The organism is Stutzerimonas sp. Brlt_14, from assembly GCF_051948915.1.
GTDB classification, from domain to species: Bacteria; Pseudomonadota; Gammaproteobacteria; order Pseudomonadales; family Pseudomonadaceae; genus Stutzerimonas; species Stutzerimonas stutzeri.
Genome location: NZ_JAYJLM010000007.1, coordinates 226,453 through 246,431, shown reverse-complemented (window position 1 = coordinate 246,431; position 19,979 = coordinate 226,453). Strand labels below are relative to the sequence as shown.

Below are 19,979 nucleotides of genomic sequence, written 5' to 3'. Positions count from 1 at the left end.
GCAGCTCGCCATCACGATGCGGCCTTCACTGCTGCTGGAATGGCGCGCTCCGTGCCGCGCCGTGTTTCAGCGGAGGCCGCTGCATGACGGCGCGTTTCGGCAAGCTTGCCTGGCTCTGGCTGAGCGTATTGGTCATCGCCCTCGATCAGGCCACCAAGCACTGGTTCGAGGCCAATTTCAGCCTGTACCAGAAGGTCGAGGTCATCCCCGACTACTTCGCCTGGACCCTCGCTTACAACACCGGTGCGGCGTTCAGCTTTCTGGCCGACCACAGCGGTTGGCAGCGCTGGCTGTTCGCGGCGATCGCCATTGGCGTGAGCGTCGTGCTGGTGGTCTGGCTCAAGCGCCTGAAGGCCAGCGAAACCTGGCTCGCCGTTGCGTTGGCGTTGGTATTGGGAGGCGCTTTGGGCAACCTCTATGACCGCGTGGTGCTTGGTCACGTGGTCGACTTCATCTTGGTGCATTGGCAGAACCGCTGGTACTTCCCGGCGTTCAACATCGCCGATAGCGCCATTACCGTAGGCGCCGTGATGCTGGCGCTGGATATGTTCAAGGGCAACAAGACCGGAGAATCCGCACATGACTGAACAGCGCATTGGGCCGGACAAGGAAGTCACCCTGCATTTTGCGCTCGGCCTGGAGACGGGCGAGCTGGTCGACAGCACGTTCGACAAGAAACCGGCCACTTTCAAGGTGGGCGATGGCAACTTGCTGCCGGGTTTCGAGCAGCAGCTCTATGGGCTGAAGGCTGGTGACAAGCGCACTCTGCAGATTGCTCCGGAGCAGGGCTTCGGCCAGGTCAACCCGCAGAACGTCCAGGTCATGCCGCGCAGCCAGTTCGCCGGGATGGAGCTCTCCGAAGGCTTGATGGTGAGCTTTCAGGACGCGGCCCGCACCGAGCTGCCAGGGGTGGTGAAGGCCTTCGATGACAATCAGGTCACTGTCGACTTCAACCATCCTCTGGCTGGCAAGACCCTGACGTTCGAAGTCGAAATCATCAACGTCAAACCGGTGTAACCGGCTCGCAGTCGGCGGAGGCGTTCGCGTCCGCTGGCTGACGAAGGGCACCCGAGAAAGCCCGCACGTATCGCGTTACACTCCCCCGTCATCAAGCCTTCGCGTGCCGAGACCCATCATGCAAATCAAACTCGCCAACCCTCGCGGCTTCTGCGCGGGTGTAGATCGCGCCATCGAAATCGTCAACCGCGCCTTGGAAGTCTTCGGTCCTCCGATCTATGTGCGACATGAGGTCGTGCACAACAAGTTCGTCGTGGAAGACCTGCGTGCCCGCGGTGCGGTCTTCGTCGAGGAGCTGGATCAGGTGCCGGACAACGTCATCGTCATCTTCAGCGCCCATGGCGTTTCGCAGGCCGTTCGACAGGAAGCCGAAAAACGCGGCCTGAAGGTATTCGACGCCACCTGTCCGCTGGTAACCAAGGTGCATCTGGAGGTGGCCAAGTACAGTCGTGAAGGGCGCGAGTGCATCCTCATCGGCCACCAGGGGCACCCTGAGGTCGAGGGCACCATGGGTCAGTACGACCCACGCAACGGGGGCGCGATTTATCTGGTGGAGGACGAAGAAGACGTCGCCCAGTTGCAGGTACGCAACCCCGAGGCGCTGGCCTTCGTCACCCAGACCACGCTGTCGATGGATGACACCAGCCGTGTCATAGACGCATTGCGCAGCAAGTTCCCGAGCATCGGTGGTCCACGCAAGGACGACATCTGCTACGCCACCCAAAACCGTCAGGATGCGGTCAAGCAGCTCGCTGACGAGTGCGATGTGGTGCTGGTCGTAGGCAGCCCGAACAGTTCCAACTCCAACCGCCTGCGCGAACTGGCAGAGCGTATGAGCACACCGGCCTATCTCATTGATGGGGCCGAGGATCTCAAGCGTGAGTGGTTCGAGAACATCGAACGCATTGGCATCACCGCGGGAGCATCGGCCCCTGAAGTGCTGGTGCGTGGGGTGATCGAGCAATTAAAAGAGTGGGGAGCCACTGGGATGGACGAGCTGGAAGGGCGGCCGGAGAACGTTACGTTCTCGATGCCGAAGGAGTTGCGGGTTAAGGCCGTATAGTCGACCCGTTGCCCTTCGTCTGCTGAAAGGGCTGAAACGCTGGGTGATCGATCGGGCCGGCCACCGGGCGAAGGGGTTGGCGGGGGCCAGAGCCGCTGAAGCGACAAGGCCGTTGACCGACACTCCATCAGCAACCTTAAAAACAGTGGGAACCATAAAAAAGGCCAGGAGCCTGCGGCTCCTGGCCTTTTTGCTGTCGCTCAGGTTACTTCCAGCAATCGCTCAGCGCTGCGGTTCCTGTCTTGGTTTTCGTGCCCGCCTGGTTCAGACCCAGGGTTCCGCATTTGGTGTCCCTGGTCTGGCTGCCCTTGGGTGTTGCCGTCAGGGTGTAGGCAGTGCTGCTGGTGTTGCTGATGCTCAAGGTATAGAGGTTGTTGTTCGAACTCTCCTGAAGCCCCAGCTTGGCTGGGGTGTCGGCATAGGTATTATTCTGCGCCTGATAGCGCTCCTGGCGGGCCGCTGCATCGTTGAGCAGCGCCATGCCTTCGGTCCGATTGCCGCGCAACACGTAATCCTGATAGCTGGGGATGGCGATGGCAGACAGGATCCCGATGATGGCGACCACGACCATCAACTCGATCAGGGTAAAGCCGCCTTGTTTACGCATGGACATTAATCGTTCCTCTTGGGTATGACCTGCCAGCTCTGGCGTCCGCTGGAGGTTGGGCCGTAATCGACCACAATGCTTTCGTCGGTGCTGAACAGCGTGTCGCCGTTCAGGTTGAATCCGCTGGCCGAATCCAGCTTACGGCTGGACACCACCTCGTTGTTATAAGTGTCACTGCTATTGACGTCGCCACTGCCGTCCATATCGAACACGCTGAAGGTAGTGCGACCACCGGAGGACGGGTTGATACCGTAGAGCCAGGCTTCCACACCGTCTTTGCACGGGTCGTCGTTGGGGGTGAGGGTGCTGAAGATCAGCGCCTGACCGCGGGCCGCCATCGGGTTGATCATCATCTCGCCGGACCTTGTTGCGTCCACCTGCAGGTCGAGGCGCCAACCCCAGTGATTGACATCGCTATCGGTGAGGCCCGTGGCGTTGTCTTTGTACCACTGCGGCACGTTCTGGCTGACCAGGCGGCTTTCACTGGTGACACCGTTGATGTCCGTGCTGAGCTCCCTAAGGATCGTCTGGGACAGCAGGCTGTTGCGCGTGATGGTTGGCGGAGTCGCGGTGGTCTCGGCCTTCGTCTTGCGGTCCCAGATGGCGTAGACGCTGTGGCCCAGGCTGGTGTTGACGTTACCGTCGCTGTCCTCGAAGTACTTGCCGGTCCCGAAGATCACCAGATAGCCCAATTGCGAGGGATGACGAACCAGGGAGGGTGCCGCCGTGATGGGTTGAACCGCACCGGTCGTACCATCGGTGGCCTTGAACAGGGGCTTGCCGCCATACGACGCCACGATATCTTCTGCTTGAGCGGTGCCGATGACCGAGGACGCGAAGGGGTTGCCGGGCGGTGTGGTGCTATTCCTGGCGCGGAACAGATCGAAGCGCCAGAGGTTGCCCTGCAGGTCGCCTGCATAGGCATAGTCGGCGATGCCGTCGCTGTCGTTGTCCGCCAGCCGCACGGACGACAGGCCGTTGGCCTTGGTGGTATCACCCTCGACGACGACTTCGCGCACCAGTTCACCGGTTTCGACATCGATCACGAAGAGTACAGCCTTGTCGGCGATGCTGCCCTCCTGGTTGCCGTAGCCATTACCGGTGACCACCGCCCACTTGCCCGTGTGCAGCCGGGCTACGACAGGTTGCGGGAAGGTATGGCCCATATTTTCATGGGTGAACTCCCACAGCGGCCGGATATTGTTGGGGTCGGTAACATCAAGAGCAAAGAGGGAGCGGCCGCCGCCTCGCAGCGAACCGATCAGCACCGTGTGCCAGGCATTGTTGAAGTACACGTCCGATACCACGGGGGTGCCGTCGACATAGTAGCGGTGCCCGCCGGACTGATAGCTTTGTCCGGTCAGCCGGTACAGGTTGGGCAGCACGGCGTTAGGCACGAATGCCAGCTCCTCGGCACCGGTGGCGGCATTGAAGCCATGCAGCATGCCGTCGTTTGCGCCGACGTAGATCATTTCCTTGCGGTTGGCGACTCGCTGTTGGAACTGGTAGTAGTCGCCTGGCGAGCCATCGATACGGTCGGCGAGATACGCCAAATATTGCGCGTCCTTCACGACTACCGGGGCCGAGTTGACGATATCGCCCAGTACGCTGCCGCGAAGGCGGAAGGTGCCGTCCGCCGTTCCTTCGTTACTACGGTTACCGCGGATGTAGTTCACCCGGGCTTCGCCCTTGTTATCGGTCCTGCCGGTGATGTTGTCAGGATCCACATTGAAATAGGCGCGTTGTTCGGTGGTGAGGTTGGTCCAGCTGAACTCCTGGAGCTGCCTGCCATTCGCCGCGGCCATCTTTACCGAGCGCTCACCGTTCAGCCTGCTCTTGGCACTCCAGGCCTGGGTGCGAACGCCCACCGTGTCGATTGCATATTTTTTCAGGTCGCCGCTCCAGTCTTCGCTGGAAAACTCGGTTTCATAGACTTCACGGGAGGTGGCACCGTTGACTTGCGAGGCAGTCACGGCAGGACGGCTTGCCGACGTGGTGTGGTCACCGATTCGGGCGATGATCTTGTCGAATGCACCCACCATGCTGTCCGGGTCGTCAACGCTGAAGAATTCCCCGCGCGAGTTGATCGCCGCGTGCCAGAGGTCGTAGACGTTATTGCTGCTATCGGCTTCAGCGCGAGGCCAGCCCCCGTTATTCTTGAGGTTCTCGTAACCCGTGCCGCCATAAGTGCCCAGCTGGTCATTCCATTCCAAGCCCCTTTGTTGAAGCGAAGAGGTCAGGCCTAACCCCACCATGAAGTTGACCATGTGCTGCCAGTTGGCCGGGTTGTTGCGTGGATCCCAGTACTCGGCGTTGGTCAGGCTGCTGCTGCTGGCGGCAAAAGGTGTAAAGGGCCTTACATCGTTGGCGAGGGTCGACAGGTCGGTCGCCCAATAATGGAAGGCAAGGTCGGCCAATGTATTGGTTGTGGCGTCCTGGAACGGGTTTTGTCGGCTGTAGGTTTTGCCGTCCGGCAGCGTCGTATTGGTATGGTCGGGTTTTAGTTGTGAGGGGCTCGCATTGTTCCCGTTCCACATGCCATCGGTCATGAGGATGTGGTAGCTGGGTCGGCAGCTGTACTTGTCCAGGCTATGGTTTGTCGTGCCTCTTCCGCCATTGGCGGTGAAAGGGTTGGGCGTATGCGCCCAGGCGTCATCGGTTCTGAGGAACTCACCGGCACGACCCAGTGCCTCGCGCAGCGGGGTGCCCCCGTCGAAGGGGACTCCACTCAGCCAAGAGAAGAAGTTTCCACGATGCTGATTGGAAAAGGCTCTGAAATAATTGACGCCGCAATTGGCTGAGTTCAAGGTCTTGCAGCCGTTGAGCGTCTGCCAAGTCAGGCGAACCGAGTTAGGTAGCTGGTTGAACGACAGATTTGCAGCGCTGAGCGTTGCCAGTGCACGGTTGCGGTAAAAGGAATACCAGATTGCGAAGTTCTGACGCTCTGCATCACCAGCTACGAACCGCAGCTGGTAACAGTCGTCGTTGAGCGTGTTCGTGCAGTTTGGTTTTAGCGTGTAGTAGTACGCTGGTACAGATCTTTGCCTCAATGAGACAGAGTAGTTGCTGCCGCTTCTTGTGCAGTCGGCGGTTAGATTGCTAAAGACGTTTGCATAACTTGCTGTGGCAGTGCAGCCAGAATTGGTCCGGCTGATGGAGAAAACGATGCCGCCAAAAGTTGTAGCCGAGGTCGAGGTTGTAGTTATAGCGAAGTCTGACGCAGGGTTCTCAGCCAGCCTGAAGATGGTTCCGCTGCCAGAATAGTTGCTGGAGTTGGAGTAGGTGTAGGCTGACGGGGCGGCGGTGATAGGGACGTCCCAAGATACCCTATAGTTGTTGGTCAGGTTTACGGAGCCTCTGCCTGTATCAAAGCCATTGTTCCAGGCAGCAGTGAAACTCGTGCCATACCCCACCGTGGCCTGCGAGCCGTCATTGTTTATCTTCAATGGAAGCTGGTAGGTGATAGTGGGGTCGTAGTACATGCTGTTGAATACAGCCGACTTGGTACGACGATAATTCCGATGTCCCTGGGACTCTTGACCGATAAGGTCCGGAACGAACCCGAAGCGCATACTGCCCGAGTCGTCCAGGGTCAGGATCAGGTTGGGCGCTACGCTGTCGGACAGCACAAGCGGCCTCTGGCTGATATCCAGCAGGGTTGCATGGGCCGATTGGATGCCGCCAAACAACAGGCTGAAGGTCAGCAGGCTCGCAAAGGCCTTCGCATGATTAATGCGCGTCTTGATTTCCATTTCAGAGTCTCTCAAGAAACAAAACTAGCCGAGGTGGTTTTCATGCGGCTGCCCCGACGGGGTTGATCTGGAACCCGAGCGCGGTGGCTCGGCGTTTGAGTGCAGCGATGCTGCGCTCGCGTTGCAGTTCTTCGTATCGCTGCTGCCCCTGGTCGACGAAGGCCTCGCCGCGGGTGAGCATGAAATACACCATGCGCGCGAGCTTATGCGCCGTTGCGGTGTTCGCCTTGGGTTTGTCCATCCGGCTGCAAAGGCGCCGATAGAACGCTCCGAGGGCGGAGTTGCTGTGCGATAGCGTCATCGCGGCCATCTTCAGGGCCTGGCGCACGCGGTTGGCCGAACGCTTGGTACCGGCCGAGAGCACCTTGCCACCGCTGACCTTGGTCCCCGGGCACAGTCCCAGCCACGAGCAGAAGTGCTTCACGTTGGCAAAGCGGGAGAGGTCGGGGCCGATCTCGGTCAGGATCTTCATCACCGAGCTCACCTCAAGCCCGTTGATCCGCGTCAGATCGACCCCTGCCCAATTGGCGAGCATCTGGCGGACATCGAAGGCAGCGCGCGCCTTGCTGCCGGCCCGAGGCACTGCGCCTACGTTGATCGTGCACTGCGCCCGCTGCCCGAGTAGCACCTGCATCTGGGCATCGCATTCGCGCAAGTGACGGGCGATGTCGTCGTACATCGACAGCGCCTGACTCAGCACGAACAGATGCTCCTGGCGCCAGTTCCCGGTCAGCGCACGGATGACCTCCTCGGTGCTGGCCTTGACCCGCCGGTGACGGTGACGCGCCAGCACTTCAGGGTTGCGCTCGCCGGCGACGATGTCACGGATGATCGCCTGACCGCTCATCCCCATCACGTCGCTGAGCACCTCGGTGAGTTGAATGTTCATCTGCACCAAGGCTTTTTGCATGCGCTGCACCCAACTGGCCTGCTCGGCGAGCAAGGTCTCGCGCAGCCGGGCGATCGCCCGTAGCTCACAGACCTCTCCGGCAGGTCGCCATGCCGCACGCAGCAGCCCGTAGCTCATCAAACGCTGCAGCCACTGACAATCCTGCACATCACTCTTGCGGCCGGGCACGTACTTCATCTGTCGCGCATCGACCAGCCAGACCTGCAGTCCGCGCTGCTCCAGAATCTCGAACAGCGGGATCCAGTACACGCCGGTCGACTCCAAAGCGACGATCTCCACCTCGCACGCCAGCAACCAGTCGGCCAAGCCGTGCAGATCGTCCGTCATCACGCCGAACTCGCGCACCGACTCCTCTACTGCTTCGGGCGGCACCGCCACCCAGTGGCTCGAAGCACCCACATCGATCCCTGCCGCGTTCGGAAACACCGTGTCTGTTTGCTTGCGCATCGCCATGATCTGCTCCATTCTCGTCCAAGAACGGCAGCGCCAAGGGAAGCGTCGATTTCGACTCGATCTCTCAAACGGGATGCACATCGCTGTGCTCACCACTGTCGCCGACGATTCCCGGACCATGCTCAGAGTCGGGCTTGCTCCACAGCGTCCTCCAACGCCGCAAGCTCGCACCAATGACGTGTCGGTCATCGCGGCGCTGCCGTTCTCCTTGTAAGCCATATTCGTTTCTTCCGGAACGCCGGGCGTGCGGGACGCGCGGATGGGATGCTCAGTTGAATACTTTGGCGGTGGTGGTGCGCAGGTTGGTGGTACGCTCCGAACTGGTGTTGGTCGCTTCGGCGTTCACCTCGTAGCGGAACACCCCTATGCCTTGCATCATGTTTCCGTATTCCGGGTTTTCCGCGGCGCCTTCGGCGCTGCCCGAGGGGGCGGGCAGGGCATACCACCTGACGGCGGTTCCTGAGTTGCTCTGCGTGCCGTCGGCCGGGCTGTAGGCCAGGCTGGTGTTGAAGGTCTGCTCGTACGTGGGGTCGATGTCACGCAGGCAGTAGCCCGCGGAGCAGCCAACCTCCAGCGGTTTGATCGGCGCGGTCAGACGGCTTTCGCCTTCGCGCAGGCCTGCCTCGGAGGCGTTGAGCAGACGTTGCTGCTCGACGAAGTTGCCGGTCATTCGCGATTCGAGGGTGACTTCGCGAACGCTCGATACCGCCAGCAGCGTCACGACCAGCAGGATGATCAGTGCAATGAACAGGGTGGCTCCATCCTGGCGCCTTGGCATCGATTTCATGGCAGTAGATTCCTGAGCATGATGGTGCTTTGCATGACCTGATAGAGCTCGCCCTTGTCGGCGGCCTTTATCGCGTTGGTTTCGTCATCGGAGGCATTGGTGAACTGCTTCCAGTTGGCCAGAGCGGTGTCGACGTCGACGGCGTCGCGCATGTTGGGGTTACTGCTCTGCATCAGCGCGGTGTAGCGCAGGGCCAGGACCTGTTGAGTGGAGGGATCGGTCGTGTACTGAGCGATGGCCCGGGGGTCGGTGGCGTTGGGGATTCCCGACTCCAGCCGAAGACCGGCCACACCGGTAACCAGCTCGGCGGTCTGCGCCGCACGCAGGGTGGAACCTGTCTTGTCGGTATTGGCGACGGTGCACTTCAGGCTCTTGTCGGCCGGGTCCAGGTAGATGCGCTCGACGACGATCTCTACGGCACTGGTGTAAGGATCGTTGATCTCGGAGGTCCTTACCGGCAGGTTGCCGAGGCAATCCCTGTCGGTGGGGTCCATGGGCTGGTAGCGAATGCAGAGGGACGCGGCGGGCGAGTTGGTCGCCTTGGTGACTTCGCCGGCGATGAAGCTGCAGTCGGCCGCGTTGAACGCCGGGAATGCGGCCTCAATGGTTTCGTCGGGGCGGCGGCGATAGCCTGCCTTGCCGACTTCCTGTTGCAAAACCAGCAGGGTGTAGCGGCTGGCCTCGATATTCTCGGCCTGGTTCTGCTGGAAAAGGTAGCTGCGCTTGTTGTCGATGTAGATCTGGGTTACGCCGAGGATCAGGAAGCTGCTGATCAGCAGCGCGATCATCAGCTCGACCAGGGACAACCCGGATTGGTGCTTGCTGAAAGTCATATCGTTTCCCTAGAGCTGGCTGCGCAGCCGGTAGCGGCAGATCGTGTTGTCGCCGGTGGCGTTGGCGTCCATGCATTCGCCCGCCTTGACCCGCCAGGCCAGCTGTATTTCCACTGCCGATCCATTGCTGGTGCAATTGCCCGAGCTCAGCGAGCGGCATACGTAGAATTCGCTCTGGAGCAGCTCCGCGGCGCCTGGCAGGGCCGCTTTGGCTCGCTCTGCCCAGCAGGCCAACTGAGCGCTTTGCTCATCCGGAAGAGGTGTGCAGGCCGCCGGCGTGGTGGGGAAGGCGGCCGTCCTGGCCTTGTAGAAGCCCGAGCTGGCCGGAAGCCCGTCCGGCTTGGCCCGCATCAGTTCGATCAGGTCGTTGGCGAGCGTCGCCGCCACGTTGCGTTGAACCGAGTCCTGCGTATAGGCAATGGTCTTACCCTGCAGGGCCACCATGCCCAGCACGCCGATACAGACCAGCAGAAGGGTGATCAGGACCTCGATCATGCTGAAGCCCAGGTGCGATTTCATGGATGTGTTCATGGCGTGCAGGTACTCATGGCGTTTCCTTCGGCGTTGGCCTTCCCTCGGGCGAACTGGCGAATGTGGCCGCTGCTCTTGATGCTGATGGTGTAACCGTTGCTCGCGTCATCGTCCTGGCAAACGGTGATGTTGGTTGCCGGGGCGGTACCGTTCACGTTGAAGGCGATGGAGGTTCGGTCGGCACTGAGCAGGACATTTTTAGGGGGCTCGACCACGCGCAAGGCGTTTGCGATGTTGTCGCCGCAGTCCTTCTTGAGGCTCCACACCTGATCGTCGATGCACACGCTCAGCATTTCCCGGTTGGTCACCGCGGTCGCACGGGCGAGTTGCAGCAGCGACTGGGTTTCGTTGCTGGCGGACTGGGTCTGATTGTTCTTGACGAACTGGGTGAAGCTGGGAACTGCGATCGCAGCGAATACGCCGAGCACGGCGATGACGACCATCAGTTCGATCAGAGTGAAACCCTGGGGTTTCCTCGTGCTGTCCATGCGGTACTCCTGAGATTAGCTGGAGGCGATGATGCGCAAGCGCCATGTCTTTGTCTCTAGAGTGCCAGATGACTGGAGGCTGAGTGGCGATGACCGGTAACCGGGCTGTCGGTTGTGTGCTCAACCGCAAGGTTTGCTGACCTGCTGATTCTTTTCCAGGCCCCGGATGCGCTTGATCCGGCCCTGTTTGTTGAGGACGAGCTGCCAGGCGACCTCGCCCTGCCGATCGCAGAGGTAGAATCGGCCATTGCCCATCTTTGTCGTACCATTGGGATAGAAGCTGATCTTCTTCGACGCGCCTGCCCAGCGCAGCTGCCGCGGAACATCGATCGCATGGTGACTGATGACGAGCCCGGTCGCGGGCGAGCGGAGTATCCAGCCTCTTTCCCAGGAGCTGGTGCAAGTGCTGCCATCGACGGTGCCGCAGAGCTCCACGTCGCGATGAGTCGCCACGCTCAAGGCCCGGGCATGGGCGAGCTGGCCCTGCAACTGCTCGGTGAGGGCTTCGAGCGTGTTGCGTTGAAGAAAGTGGGAGAAGGCGGGCAGTGCAATGCTGCTCGCGATGCAGAGCAGGCATACAACGATAAGCAGCTCCGCCAACGACATGCCTGTGTTGGTTCGTTTCATGACCACGTCCTTGTGGTTCGAATGAGGTTGCCTTTCTCTTTTCAGCCTTTGCTGAGGCCAGGTCAACGCTCGACGGTTTATTGAAGGAGAAGTTTGTGACGCAGTTCCTGGTTGTGGGCGGCGGTGTAATCGGGCTGCTCAGCGCGGCGATGTTGGCGCGGGACGGGGCGCAGGTCGTGCTGGCCGAACGGCAGGCTGTCGGCCAGGAGGCATCCTGGGCCGGTGGTGGGATCGTTTCGCCGTTGTATCCGTGGCGCTACAGCCCGGCCGTGACGGCCCTGGCGCATTGGTCGCAGGCGTTCTATCCGGAGCTGGGCGAGCAACTGCTCGCCCAGACGGGCGTCGATCCCGAGGTGCACGTGACCGGCCTCTACTGGCTGGACCTGGAAGACGAAGCGCAGGCGCTGGAGTGGGCGCGTCGCGGAGGCCGGCCGCTTCGGTCGGTGGACCTCGAGCAGGTCCATCGGGCGGTTCCGCCGCTGGGGCCGGGGTTCTCCAGCGCCATCCACATGCCGGGCGTGGCTAACGTGCGCAATCCCAGGTTGCTCCGTGCGCTGCGCGAGGCGTTGCGGCGGATGCCCAACGTACGTCTGCTGGAGAACTGTCCGGTGCGCGGCTTCGTCCGTCAGGGGGAACGCATCCTCGGCGTGGAGACGGCGCAGGGGCAGATGTTGGCGGATCAGGTGGTGGTCGCGGCCGGTGCCTGGTCCGGCGAGCTCCTGGCCACGCTTGGCCTCGAGCTGCCGGTCGAGCCGGTCAAAGGGCAGATGATTCTCTTCAAGTGCGCCGACGATTTCCTGCCGAGCATGGTGCTGGCCAGGACGCGCTATGCGATCCCGCGCCGCGACGGGCATATCTTGGTGGGCAGTACCCTGGAGCATGCCGGCTTCGACAAGAGGCCCACCGATACCGCGCTGGACAGCCTCAGGGCCAGCGCCATCGAGCTGTTGCCCGCGCTGGCCGATGCCGAGGTGGTGCGTCATTGGGCCGGGCTGCGTCCGGGGTCGCCCGAAGGCGTTCCTTATATAGGACGGGTGGATGGTTTCGAGGGGCTGTGGCTCAACTGCGGCCATTACCGTAACGGCCTGGTGCTGGCGCCGGCGTCCTGCCAGTTGCTGGCCGATCTGATGTGCGGGCGGGCGCCGATCGTTGACCCCACCCCGTACGCGCCGGGCGGTCGGCTGGGTGGAGCGTTGACGGCCAGGGGCGGGGATTAGCATCGACACACTTTGCTGATACATTGCCGCCCCTTCGGGCCCGATGCCGGGCCGATCACCATTCTGTTCGATGAGGTCTTCGTGGCGAAGAAAACCACCTCGTTCGCAGGCCTGGGTGGCCTGGTGTACTCCACCGACGGCGGCAAGCACTGTCCCGACTGCGGCAAGCCGCAGGCCGAATGCATCTGTGGCCAGAGCGTGATTCCGGCCGGCGACGGGATTGCGCGCGTGCGCCGCGAAACCAAGGGGCGCGGCGGGAAAACCGTCACCACCGTTACCGGCGTACCCCTGACCGAGGCCGAGCTCAAGGCGCTGGCGACGGCGCTCAAGCGTCGGTGCGGCACCGGTGGCTCGCTCAAGGACGGCGTCATCGAGATCCAGGGCGATCATGTCCAGCTGCTGCTCGACGAACTCGGCAAACGCGGCTTCAAGGCCAAGAAGTCCGGCGGCTGAGTGCCGCTGTGACAGCCTCACCAATTTTCACCTTTTTGCGCATATCGGCTGTCGAAGCCGCATAGCCTTCGCCGGGCACATCTGCTTGCGGCGAAACGTACAATTCTTTCCGGGAGGCTTCGATGCCTGTACGACGCACACGTAAAGACGACGGTAGCCAGTGGACCGCTGCCGATAGCCGCAGCATCTATGGCATTCGCCACTGGGGGGCCGGTTACTTCGCCATCAATGATCAGGGCAACGTCGAGGTTCGCCCGCAGGGCCCCAGCGGCGAGCCGATCGAGTTCAATGGGCTGATCGAACAGCTGCGCGAGGCGGGGCTGTCGCTGCCGCTGCTGGTGCGCTTTCCCGGCATCCTGCAGGACCGCGTGCGGCGCCTGACCGGCGCCTTCGACGCCAACATCGAGCGCATGGAGTACGCCGGCAAGTACACTGCGTTGTACCCGATCAAGGTCAATCAGCAGGAAGCGGTGGTGGAGAACATCATCGCCACGCAGAACGTTTCCATCGGCCTGGAGGCAGGCTCCAAGCCGGAGCTGATGGCGGTGCTGGCGCTGGCGCCGAAGGGCGGCACCATCGTCTGCAATGGCTACAAGGATCGCGAGTTCATTCGGCTGGCGCTGATGGGGCAGAAGCTCGGCCACAAGGTGTTCATCGTCATCGAGAAGGAGTCCGAGGTCGGCCTGGTGATCGAGGAGGCCAACGAACTCAAGCTGACCCCGCAGGTCGGCCTGCGCGTGCGCCTGTCGTCGCTGGCATCGTCCAAGTGGGCCGATACCGGTGGCGAGCGTTCCAAGTTCGGCTTGTCCGCAGCGCAGTTGCTCTCGGTGATCGAACGCTTCCGCGCCGCAGAAATGGATCAAGGCATCCGCCTGCTGCACTTCCACATGGGATCGCAGATCGCCAACCTGGCGGATTACCGTCAGGGCTTCCGTGAGGCTATCCGTTACTACGCCGAGCTACGGGCGTTGAACCTGCCGGTGGATTACATCGATGTCGGCGGCGGCCTGGGGGTCGACTACGACGGCACCCATTCGCGCAACGCCAGCTCGATCAACTATGACATCGACGAATACGCCGGTACCGTGGTCGGCATGCTCAAGGAGTTTTGCGAGGCGCAGGGCCTGCCGCATCCGAACATCTTCTCCGAGAGCGGTCGGGCTATGACCGCGCACCACGCGGTGCTGGTCATGCAGGTCACCGACGTCGAGCGGCACAACGACGAAATACCGCAGATCGACAACTACGACGAGCTGCCGGATATCGTCCAGTCGCTGGCCGATCTGCTCGGGCCGACCGACCCGGAGATGGTCACCGAGACCTACTGGCGTGCTACCCACTACATGAGCGAGTCCAGCGCGCAGTACGCCTCCGGCAAGCTGACCCTGGCACAGAAGGCGCTGGCCGAGCAGAGCTATTTCGCCATCTGCCGCCGCCTGTACAACCAGCTCAAGGCCCGTCAGCGCTCGCACCGCGCGGTGCTCGACGAGCTCAACGACAAGCTGGCGGACAAGTACATCTGCAATTTCTCGGTGTTCCAGAGCCTGCCCGATACCTGGGCGATCGACCAGATCCTGCCGATCGTGCCGCTGCAGCGGCTGACCGAGGAGCCGGTGCGGCGCGCCGTGCTGCAGGACCTTACCTGCGACTCGGACGGCAAGATCAAGCACTACGTCGACGAGCAGAGCATCGAGAGCAGCATGCCTGTGCACGAGGTCGCGCCTGGCGAGGAGTATTTCCTCGGCGTGTTCCTGGTGGGTGCCTATCAGGAGATTCTCGGCGACATGCACAACCTGTTCGGCGATACCGATTCGGTGAACGTCTATCAGCGCGAGGACGGTAGCTACTACCACGCCGGCATCGAGACCCATGACACCATCGAGGACATGCTGCGCTATGTGCATCTGTCGCCCGAGGAGCTGATGACCTACTACCGCGACAAGGTGGCCGGGGCCAAGTTGAGCGCCAAGGAACGCACGCAGTACATCGACGCGCTGCGCCTGGGACTGACGCGTTCGTCCTACCTGACGCCCTGATGGGTGCCCGGCGTCAGCCGGGCATGACGCCGAAGCCCCGTGCCATCAGCGCCGCCAGCAGGGGAATCATCGCGAGCAGCAGCAGCTCCAGGCGGATGGTCAGCTTGACCCATCTGGCGCTGCCGCTCGAGATGGTCGGTGCCTGGCCTGCCGCGAGAGCGGGGCGCCAGCGCAGAAAGGTCAGCGTCGGGTAGATGGACAGGACGGCGACGACCACGAACAAACCGACCTTGGCGTGAAAGAAGCTGTTCTTCAGGTAGTAGTCCAGTCCCTTGCCATAGAAGACCGCCCGGGCGATGCCGCTCGCCAGCACAGCCGCGGCCGTGATGCCAAAGGCTATGTCGATGCGGAACAGGCTGCGCGCGCGCTCCAGCGTCAGCGGCTGGCGGAACAGCTGATGCTCCAGCAGCAACAGGGCAAAGAGCAGGAAGATCGCCAGGAAGTGCAGGTAGGCGGCAATGGCATAGGCCATGTTCAGCGTCCTTCGGAATGGGTGGTGCCAGGCGTGCTCATGGTAAACCAGGCGCTGCGGCGCTGCAGACGCAAGGCGAGCACGCCCAGGCAGATGCCACGCGTCAGCATGAAGGCGAGAAACGCCAGCCACAAGCCGTGATTGCCCAGCCCCTGCAGCAGCCAGCCCAGCGGCAACGTCAGCGCCACTGCCAGCAGCATGCTGTTGCGCATCTCCCGCGCGCGGGTGGCACCGATGAACAGGCCATCGAGCAGATAGCTCCAGACCGCGATCAGCGGCAATGCCGCCAGATAGGGCAAGTAGGTCAGCGCGGTCTGGCGCACCTCGGGTATGTCGGTCTGCAACTGGATGAACAGCTGGCCGCCGAACAGAAAGAACAGGCCGAAGGCGGTGCTGGCCAGCAATGACCAACCCCCGGCAACCACCATCACCCGTTGCAGTGCGTTGCGGTCGCCTGCACCGATGGCATGCCCGCTCAAGGCTTCCACCGCATGGGCCAGTCCGTCGAGGGCATGCGCGGTCAGCAGAAGGCCGTTGAGCAGCAGGGCGTTGGCGGCGACTGTGGCATCGCCCAGGCGGGTGCCCTGCACCGTGACCAGGAAGAACACCAGCTGCAGTGCCAGCGAGCGCAGGAAAATGTCGCGGTTGACCGCCATCAGCGGGCGCCAGCTTGTCCAGTGCCGCAGCGCACGGGTGTCGAGTCGGCCGGGATAACGCGTCAGCGCCTTGCGAGTAAGGCCCAGGCCAAGCAGCGCGCCGCTCCATTCGGCGATCACCGAGGCGCGCGCGGCCCCGGCCACGCCCCAGTCGAGGCCGAGCACGAACCACAGGTCCAGCGCGACATTGATGAGGTTGGTCGTCAGCAGAATGGCCAGCGGCGCGCGGGCGTTCTGCGTGCCGAGAAACCAGCCGATCAGTGCATAGCTGGCCAGCGCGGCAGGCAGGCCGAACAGGCGCGTGTGGAAATAGTCGCGGGTCAGGTCGTTCAGTTCCGCCGAGGGCTGCATCAGCTGCAGCGCGGCGCCCTTGAGCGGCACACCGAGTAAGCCCAGCAGCAGGGCGAAGCCGACGGCCACCAACAGTCCCTGCAACAATATCTGGCGCAGCGCGCCGCCATCCTGGCGGCCGGCTGCCTGCGCGGCGAAGCCGGTGGTACCCATGCGCAGGAAGCCCATCACCCACACCAGCAGCGTGTACAGGCTGCCGCCAACCGCCACCGCGCCCAGCTGGTGAGCGTGCGGCAGATGGCCGATCACGCTGCTGTCCACCAGCGCCACCAGCGGCACGGACAGGTTCGACAGGATCATCGGCGCCGCCAGGGCCCACACCTTCTGATGCGTGGGCGCGTGGCGCCAGGCGGCAAGCATGCGGGACATTACGGGCCTCCGGGACGGCCCGGCACTATACGTGGCCAGTGGGAAAAGAGGAAAAACCGCAGTGCCCGGGGTATGCCGGGCGATGTATCGGCGTGATCAGTGAATCAGCCAGCTCAGCAGCCACAAGCCGAGGAACAGCCAGACCAGTCCGCCGATGATCGAGCCGCGGAAGAATGAGCGAACGGCCGCGACCAGCAACAGCAGGCCGATGACCAGCGCGACCAGGCTCAGCAGCGAGCGGTCCATCCCCAGCGTGCGTGACAACCCCTCGAGAAAGTTGTGCCCGGCGCGGGCAAACAGGCCGAAGAAGTCGGCCAGCCCTTCGACGATGAAACGTATGACGGTGCCGAGTGCCTGACCCAGCCACTCGAAGAATCCTTCTACCCGCATCTATCACTCTCCCAGATCGTTCGATTGCGGTGCGCAAGCGCAGCCCTGGGCATTGGGCTGCTGGCCGGGGCCGAGAGTTCAATGTCAGAGGGGAACAAGCGCGGCGGATGAGGGTCGGAATGTCCCTGCGTAGTGCGTGACGCATCCGTCGCGATTCATGCCTTCATTCAACTGCAACAAGTCCCGGGCAGCCTGCCCACACGACTTCAACGAGTAGACACCATGCGAGCCCTCACCATCGCGCAGCTGGGACGACTAGCGACGCTGCGCCCCTTGAGCTGGGCCTGTGGCCTGCTGCTGTTCTGCCTGCTGTACCTTGCCGTCACGCTGCATCTGGATGAGCGGCTGTTCTACACACTGAAAACCACCTGGCATGAGAACAGCTGGGAGCGTCGCAGCCTGTGGCTGCCGGAATACCGGGCGAGAATCGATGCGTTGCCCGTGGCAACGGTGAAGGACAACCTTTCCGGGCTGACCTACGACGAGCGTCGTGGTCACCTGTGGGCCGTGGTCAACAACCCCGAGGAGCTGTTGGCGCTGGGCCGTGATGGGACGTTCATCGCGCGCTACCCGCTGCAAGGCTTCGAAGACGTCGAGGGGGTGACCTATCTGGGTGACGACCTGCTGGTGCTGACCGAGGAACGCCAGCAGGCGCTGGTGGTGGTGCAGGTGCCGAACCTGGCCGGCCCGCTGCGCCGCGCCGATGCACGCTCCATCACGCTGGCGCTGAACGAGGCGGACAACACCGGTTTCGAAGGCGTCGGTTACGACCGAGCGGGCGATCGTCTGTTCGTGGTCAAGGAGCATTCGCCGCGCAAGCTCTATGAAATCCACGGCATCAAGCGCAGCCTGGCCGGCGACATGGACATCAAGATCATCGACCGCCAGGGCTGGATCGACAAGCTGGACATGGCCAGCGACCTGTCGTCGGTGCATTTCGACGAGCAGACCGGTCACCTCGTGTTGCTCAGCGACGAGGCGAAGATGATGCTGGAGCTGGATGCCGAGGGCGAGCTGGTCAGTTTCCGCTCGCTATGGCGCGGTTTCGCCGGCCTCGAGCGCAGCGTGCCGCAGGCCGAGGGCATGACTTTCGACGCTCAGGGCAATCTTTATCTGGTCAGCGAGCCGAACCTGTTCTACGCCTTCGAGCATCAGTGAGAATGACCTGGCTGTGCAAACCTAGCCACGCTGGATCAGCCAGACACCGCCGAAGATCAGCAACAGGCCGGCCACCTTGCCGAGGCTGATGGGCGACTGGCGGAAACCGGCCCAGCCGAAGTGGTCCAGCAGCAGCGCGACGAACAGCTGCCCGGCCAGCAGCAACGCCATGAACAGCAGTGCGCCGGTACGCGGTGCGGCGAAGGCGGCGGTGGCGATAAAGAAGGCGCCCAGCAGGCCGCCGGTCCATTGCCACCAGCTCAGTGCCTTGAGGGACTGCAGCGCCGGCAGGTCGCGCTGGGTCAGCACGATGAGGAACAGGGCCAGAGTGCCGACAGCGAAGGAAAGCAGCGCCGCGCCCATGACGTTGCCGAGCTGGCGAGCCACCTGACCGTTGATTCCGGCCTGCAAAGGCAGCATGGCTCCGGCAATGAACGGCAGGGTGAGCAACCACCAGGCAACAGCAGGCATTTCAGGTCTCCAAGGATCAGCGGCGCGACAGTATGGCGAGCGCGGCAGTCGCTCGCCAGCACCGCGGCAGGTTCAGGCGCTTGGCTCAGTGCGGTGGGTATTGCGACAGCACCCGCGCCACCAGCTCGCGCATGCTGCCAGCGCGCTCGTCGGGCGTGCCCTGGCGGCTGCGCAGTACCTGTTCGGCACTGCCACGCCAGACCAGCTTGCCGTCGGCGGCGTCATACAGATCGATCTGCAAGGTGCCGACCTGATAGTCGATGGTGCGGGTATCGGTGAACATCGGTCCGCCCCAGTAGCCGTACCAGGGGTTGCCCCAGGCGCCGGAAGTGGTCGTGTATTGCTGGGTGCGCTGGTCGACGATGTACCAGGCCTGCACCTGCACGCCGGCCGCGGCACTCTCCGTGGCGGGCCGCAGGCCGCGCTGGTCCAGTTGCTCGGCAATGGCGTCGCGGATGCGCTGCTCGGTGAGGTCGCTCTGTATGCGCGGGTCATCCGGCCGGTACTGCAGCGCCGGCTCCTTCCAGCTCCAGGCGCGATAGGCGGAGAAATCCCGTGTCGGATCGAAATCACGCTGCACCTGCGGGCCCTGGCAGGCGACGAGGGCGAGGAGTAGGGGAATCAGCAACAGGCGGCGGAACATGATCGTTCTCCAGGGAAGGGTCTGCTCAGTCTAGGCCCGGCGCCTTCGTTCGGCGCGTAGCCACTTGCCGCACTCAGCGCGGCGGATAATCGGCCAGCGCCCGCTCGACGGCCTGGCGCACCGCATCTTGCTGCTTGGCCCGGCTGCCGCTCAGGCGCGCTTCGGCACGATTGCTCCAGACCGATTGCCCGGAAGCCGCATCGAACATCTCGATGCGCACCGAGACGACTTCCTCCTCGTAGTTGCGCACGATGGGCACGCTGGTGCCGACGCCGTACCCGGTGCCGTAGCCACCGCCATAACGGCCTACGCCGACATGCGGGCCGTAGCCGTAGTTGTCGTAGGTCTGGCGTACTCGGGTTTCCTTGCTGGCGCTGGCGCTGATCCGTACATCGCCCGGAGCATTGCCCGGTGCCGGGCGCAGGCCATGTTGATCGAGGGCGCCGGCGACCATTTCCTGCAGTTCTTCACCGCTGATCGAGGCCGTGCCCGCTGGCGGGCTGCGCCAGCTCCAGTTCTGGTAACTGGAGAAGTCCCGGGGCGCGGCCGGGTAGGTGGGCGCCTGGATCTGTTCCACCGGAGGGGCGGGCGGGATCGGCGCCGATTCATCGGTATAGGGGTTCTGGCTCTGGCAGGCCGCGAGGGTAAGGCAGAGCAAGGGCAAGAACGCGCGGGTCGACATGGAAACCTCCCGG

The 19,979-nt window shown here is 62.8% G+C and carries 21 protein-coding genes; 7 read left to right on the top strand and 14 right to left on the bottom strand.

The features are described 5' to 3' along the window. The first annotated feature begins 83 nt into the window (after window positions 1-83). From lspA to ispH, 3 genes are all read left to right on the top strand, one after another. Window positions 84-587, top strand: a complete 504-nt coding sequence (gene lspA, locus VF716_RS18275) for a signal peptidase II (RefSeq protein WP_014595905.1) — start codon at window positions 84-86, stop codon at window positions 585-587. Further along, on the top strand, window positions 580-1,017 hold the full coding sequence (locus VF716_RS18270; protein WP_125842183.1) for an FKBP-type peptidyl-prolyl cis-trans isomerase: 438 nt from the start codon (window positions 580-582) through the stop codon (window positions 1,015-1,017). Before lspA ends, VF716_RS18270 begins: the two co-directional genes overlap by 8 nt. Before the next feature lie 118 nt (window positions 1,018-1,135). Beyond that, on the top strand, window positions 1,136-2,080 hold the full coding sequence (gene ispH / locus VF716_RS18265) for a 4-hydroxy-3-methylbut-2-enyl diphosphate reductase (protein ID WP_440552835.1): 945 nt from the start codon (window positions 1,136-1,138) through the stop codon (window positions 2,078-2,080). A 205-nt stretch (window positions 2,081-2,285) separates the two neighbouring features. On the opposite strand, the gene VF716_RS18260 is transcribed toward ispH, so the two are convergent. The 8 genes from VF716_RS18260 to VF716_RS18225 form a co-directional block, all read right to left on the bottom strand. Then, the gene (locus VF716_RS18260; RefSeq protein WP_125865267.1) at window positions 2,286-2,687 is read right to left on the bottom strand and encodes a type IV pilin protein; all 402 of its coding nucleotides are present in this window, start codon (window positions 2,685-2,687) and stop codon (window positions 2,286-2,288) included. 5 nt (window positions 2,688-2,692) lie between these two features. After that, window positions 2,693-6,439 carry a pilus assembly protein gene (locus VF716_RS18255; RefSeq protein ID WP_125865151.1) on the bottom strand — a complete coding sequence of 1,249 codons (3,747 nt, stop codon included), beginning with the start codon at window positions 6,437-6,439 and terminating at the stop codon, window positions 2,693-2,695. Window positions 6,440-6,479: 40 nt separating this feature from the next. Next, the gene (locus VF716_RS18250) at window positions 6,480-7,802 is read right to left on the bottom strand and encodes an IS110 family transposase (protein WP_125865152.1); all 1,323 of its coding nucleotides are present in this window, start codon (window positions 7,800-7,802) and stop codon (window positions 6,480-6,482) included. A 268-nt stretch (window positions 7,803-8,070) separates the two neighbouring features. After that, window positions 8,071-8,589 carry a pilus assembly PilX family protein gene (locus VF716_RS18245; RefSeq protein ID WP_125865153.1) on the bottom strand — a complete coding sequence of 173 codons (519 nt, stop codon included), beginning with the start codon at window positions 8,587-8,589 and terminating at the stop codon, window positions 8,071-8,073. Beyond that, window positions 8,586-9,422 (bottom strand): PilW family protein, encoded by an 837-nt coding sequence (locus VF716_RS18240; RefSeq protein WP_125865154.1) that lies wholly within the window; start codon window positions 9,420-9,422, stop codon window positions 8,586-8,588. Before VF716_RS18240 ends, VF716_RS18245 begins: the two co-directional genes overlap by 4 nt. 9 nt (window positions 9,423-9,431) lie before the next feature. Then, window positions 9,432-9,917 carry a type IV pilus modification protein PilV gene (pilV, locus tag VF716_RS18235; protein WP_125865155.1) on the bottom strand — a complete coding sequence of 162 codons (486 nt, stop codon included), beginning with the start codon at window positions 9,915-9,917 and terminating at the stop codon, window positions 9,432-9,434. Between the two features lie 32 nt (window positions 9,918-9,949). Beyond that, window positions 9,950-10,441 (bottom strand): GspH/FimT family pseudopilin, encoded by a 492-nt coding sequence (locus VF716_RS18230; protein WP_125865156.1) that lies wholly within the window; start codon window positions 10,439-10,441, stop codon window positions 9,950-9,952. Window positions 10,442-10,561: 120 nt separating this feature from the next. After that, window positions 10,562-11,068 (bottom strand): GspH/FimT family pseudopilin, encoded by a 507-nt coding sequence (locus VF716_RS18225; RefSeq protein ID WP_125865157.1) that lies wholly within the window; start codon window positions 11,066-11,068, stop codon window positions 10,562-10,564. A gap of 95 nt (window positions 11,069-11,163) precedes the next feature. Between VF716_RS18225 and thiO the strand changes: the two genes are divergently transcribed. The 3 genes from thiO to speA all read left to right on the top strand — a co-directional run bounded on the left by thiO (window position 11,164) and on the right by speA (window position 14,774). After that, window positions 11,164-12,285 (top strand): glycine oxidase ThiO, encoded by a 1,122-nt coding sequence (gene thiO / locus VF716_RS18220; RefSeq protein WP_125865158.1) that lies wholly within the window; start codon window positions 11,164-11,166, stop codon window positions 12,283-12,285. Between the two features lie 81 nt (window positions 12,286-12,366). Beyond that, on the top strand, window positions 12,367-12,738 hold the full coding sequence (locus VF716_RS18215) for a translation initiation factor Sui1 (protein WP_125865159.1): 372 nt from the start codon (window positions 12,367-12,369) through the stop codon (window positions 12,736-12,738). 122 nt (window positions 12,739-12,860) lie between these two features. Next, window positions 12,861-14,774, top strand: a complete 1,914-nt coding sequence (gene speA / locus VF716_RS18210; RefSeq protein ID WP_014595915.1) for an arginine decarboxylase — start codon at window positions 12,861-12,863, stop codon at window positions 14,772-14,774. Between the two features lie 13 nt (window positions 14,775-14,787). Here speA and VF716_RS18205 read toward each other — a convergent pair whose 3' ends face one another. The 3 genes from VF716_RS18205 to VF716_RS18195 all read right to left on the bottom strand — a co-directional run bounded on the left by VF716_RS18205 (window position 14,788) and on the right by VF716_RS18195 (window position 17,012). Next, a complete protein-coding gene (locus VF716_RS18205) occupies window positions 14,788-15,246 on the bottom strand; it encodes a DUF2214 family protein (protein ID WP_011912167.1) in 459 nt (152 codons plus the stop codon). A 2-nt stretch (window positions 15,247-15,248) separates the two neighbouring features. Next, window positions 15,249-16,622, bottom strand: coding sequence for an MATE family efflux transporter (locus VF716_RS18200; RefSeq protein ID WP_440552834.1), 1,374 nt, complete (start codon window positions 16,620-16,622; stop codon window positions 15,249-15,251). A 96-nt stretch (window positions 16,623-16,718) separates the two neighbouring features. Beyond that, a complete protein-coding gene (locus tag VF716_RS18195; RefSeq protein WP_011912169.1) occupies window positions 16,719-17,012 on the bottom strand; it encodes a hypothetical protein in 294 nt (97 codons plus the stop codon). A 222-nt stretch (window positions 17,013-17,234) separates the two neighbouring features. Here VF716_RS18195 and VF716_RS18190 point away from each other — a divergent pair, with 222 nt between their 5' ends. Continuing rightward, window positions 17,235-18,170 carry an SdiA-regulated domain-containing protein gene (locus VF716_RS18190; protein WP_440552833.1) on the top strand — a complete coding sequence of 312 codons (936 nt, stop codon included), beginning with the start codon at window positions 17,235-17,237 and terminating at the stop codon, window positions 18,168-18,170. A 21-nt stretch (window positions 18,171-18,191) separates the two neighbouring features. On the opposite strand, the gene VF716_RS18185 is transcribed toward VF716_RS18190, so the two are convergent. From VF716_RS18185 to VF716_RS18175, 3 genes are all read right to left on the bottom strand, one after another. Next, complete coding sequence (locus VF716_RS18185; protein ID WP_013981882.1) at window positions 18,192-18,641, bottom strand: DMT family transporter; 450 nt, start codon at window positions 18,639-18,641, stop codon at window positions 18,192-18,194. An 85-nt stretch (window positions 18,642-18,726) separates the two neighbouring features. Continuing rightward, window positions 18,727-19,284: a DUF4136 domain-containing protein gene (locus tag VF716_RS18180; protein WP_125865162.1), complete on the bottom strand. Its 558-nt coding sequence runs from the start codon at window positions 19,282-19,284 to the stop codon at window positions 18,727-18,729. Between the two features lie 73 nt (window positions 19,285-19,357). Then, a complete protein-coding gene (locus VF716_RS18175) occupies window positions 19,358-19,966 on the bottom strand; it encodes a DUF4136 domain-containing protein (protein ID WP_440552832.1) in 609 nt (202 codons plus the stop codon). Between the last annotated feature and the right edge of the window lie 13 nt (window positions 19,967-19,979).

What these genes read in the sequence shown, in the direction of transcription:
- lspA (WP_014595905.1), top strand. Translation starts at nt 84, where the DNA reads ATGACGGCGCGTTTCGGCAAGCTTGCCTGGCTCTGGCTGAGCGTATTG.
- VF716_RS18270 (WP_125842183.1), top strand. Translation starts at nt 580, where the DNA reads ATGACTGAACAGCGCATTGGGCCGGACAAGGAAGTCACCCTGCATTTT.
- ispH (WP_440552835.1), top strand. Translation starts at nt 1,136, where the DNA reads ATGCAAATCAAACTCGCCAACCCTCGCGGCTTCTGCGCGGGTGTAGAT.
- VF716_RS18260 (WP_125865267.1), bottom strand. Translation starts at nt 2,687, where the DNA reads ATGCGTAAACAAGGCGGCTTTACCCTGATCGAGTTGATGGTCGTGGTC.
- VF716_RS18255 (WP_125865151.1), bottom strand. Translation starts at nt 6,439, where the DNA reads ATGGAAATCAAGACGCGCATTAATCATGCGAAGGCCTTTGCGAGCCTG.
- VF716_RS18250 (WP_125865152.1), bottom strand. Translation starts at nt 7,802, where the DNA reads ATGGCGATGCGCAAGCAAACAGACACGGTGTTTCCGAACGCGGCAGGG.
- VF716_RS18245 (WP_125865153.1), bottom strand. Translation starts at nt 8,589, where the DNA reads ATGAAATCGATGCCAAGGCGCCAGGATGGAGCCACCCTGTTCATTGCA.
- VF716_RS18240 (WP_125865154.1), bottom strand. Translation starts at nt 9,422, where the DNA reads ATGACTTTCAGCAAGCACCAATCCGGGTTGTCCCTGGTCGAGCTGATG.
- pilV (WP_125865155.1), bottom strand. Translation starts at nt 9,917, where the DNA reads ATGATCGAGGTCCTGATCACCCTTCTGCTGGTCTGTATCGGCGTGCTG.
- VF716_RS18230 (WP_125865156.1), bottom strand. Translation starts at nt 10,441, where the DNA reads ATGGACAGCACGAGGAAACCCCAGGGTTTCACTCTGATCGAACTGATG.
- VF716_RS18225 (WP_125865157.1), bottom strand. Translation starts at nt 11,068, where the DNA reads ATGAAACGAACCAACACAGGCATGTCGTTGGCGGAGCTGCTTATCGTT.
- speA (WP_014595915.1), top strand. Translation starts at nt 12,861, where the DNA reads ATGCCTGTACGACGCACACGTAAAGACGACGGTAGCCAGTGGACCGCT.
- VF716_RS18205 (WP_011912167.1), bottom strand. Translation starts at nt 15,246, where the DNA reads ATGGCCTATGCCATTGCCGCCTACCTGCACTTCCTGGCGATCTTCCTG.
- VF716_RS18200 (WP_440552834.1), bottom strand. Translation starts at nt 16,622, where the DNA reads ATGTCCCGCATGCTTGCCGCCTGGCGCCACGCGCCCACGCATCAGAAG.
- VF716_RS18195 (WP_011912169.1), bottom strand. Translation starts at nt 17,012, where the DNA reads ATGCGGGTAGAAGGATTCTTCGAGTGGCTGGGTCAGGCACTCGGCACC.
- VF716_RS18190 (WP_440552833.1), top strand. Translation starts at nt 17,235, where the DNA reads ATGCGAGCCCTCACCATCGCGCAGCTGGGACGACTAGCGACGCTGCGC.
- VF716_RS18185 (WP_013981882.1), bottom strand. Translation starts at nt 18,641, where the DNA reads ATGCCTGCTGTTGCCTGGTGGTTGCTCACCCTGCCGTTCATTGCCGGA.
- VF716_RS18180 (WP_125865162.1), bottom strand. Translation starts at nt 19,284, where the DNA reads ATGTTCCGCCGCCTGTTGCTGATTCCCCTACTCCTCGCCCTCGTCGCC.
- VF716_RS18175 (WP_440552832.1), bottom strand. Translation starts at nt 19,966, where the DNA reads ATGTCGACCCGCGCGTTCTTGCCCTTGCTCTGCCTTACCCTCGCGGCC.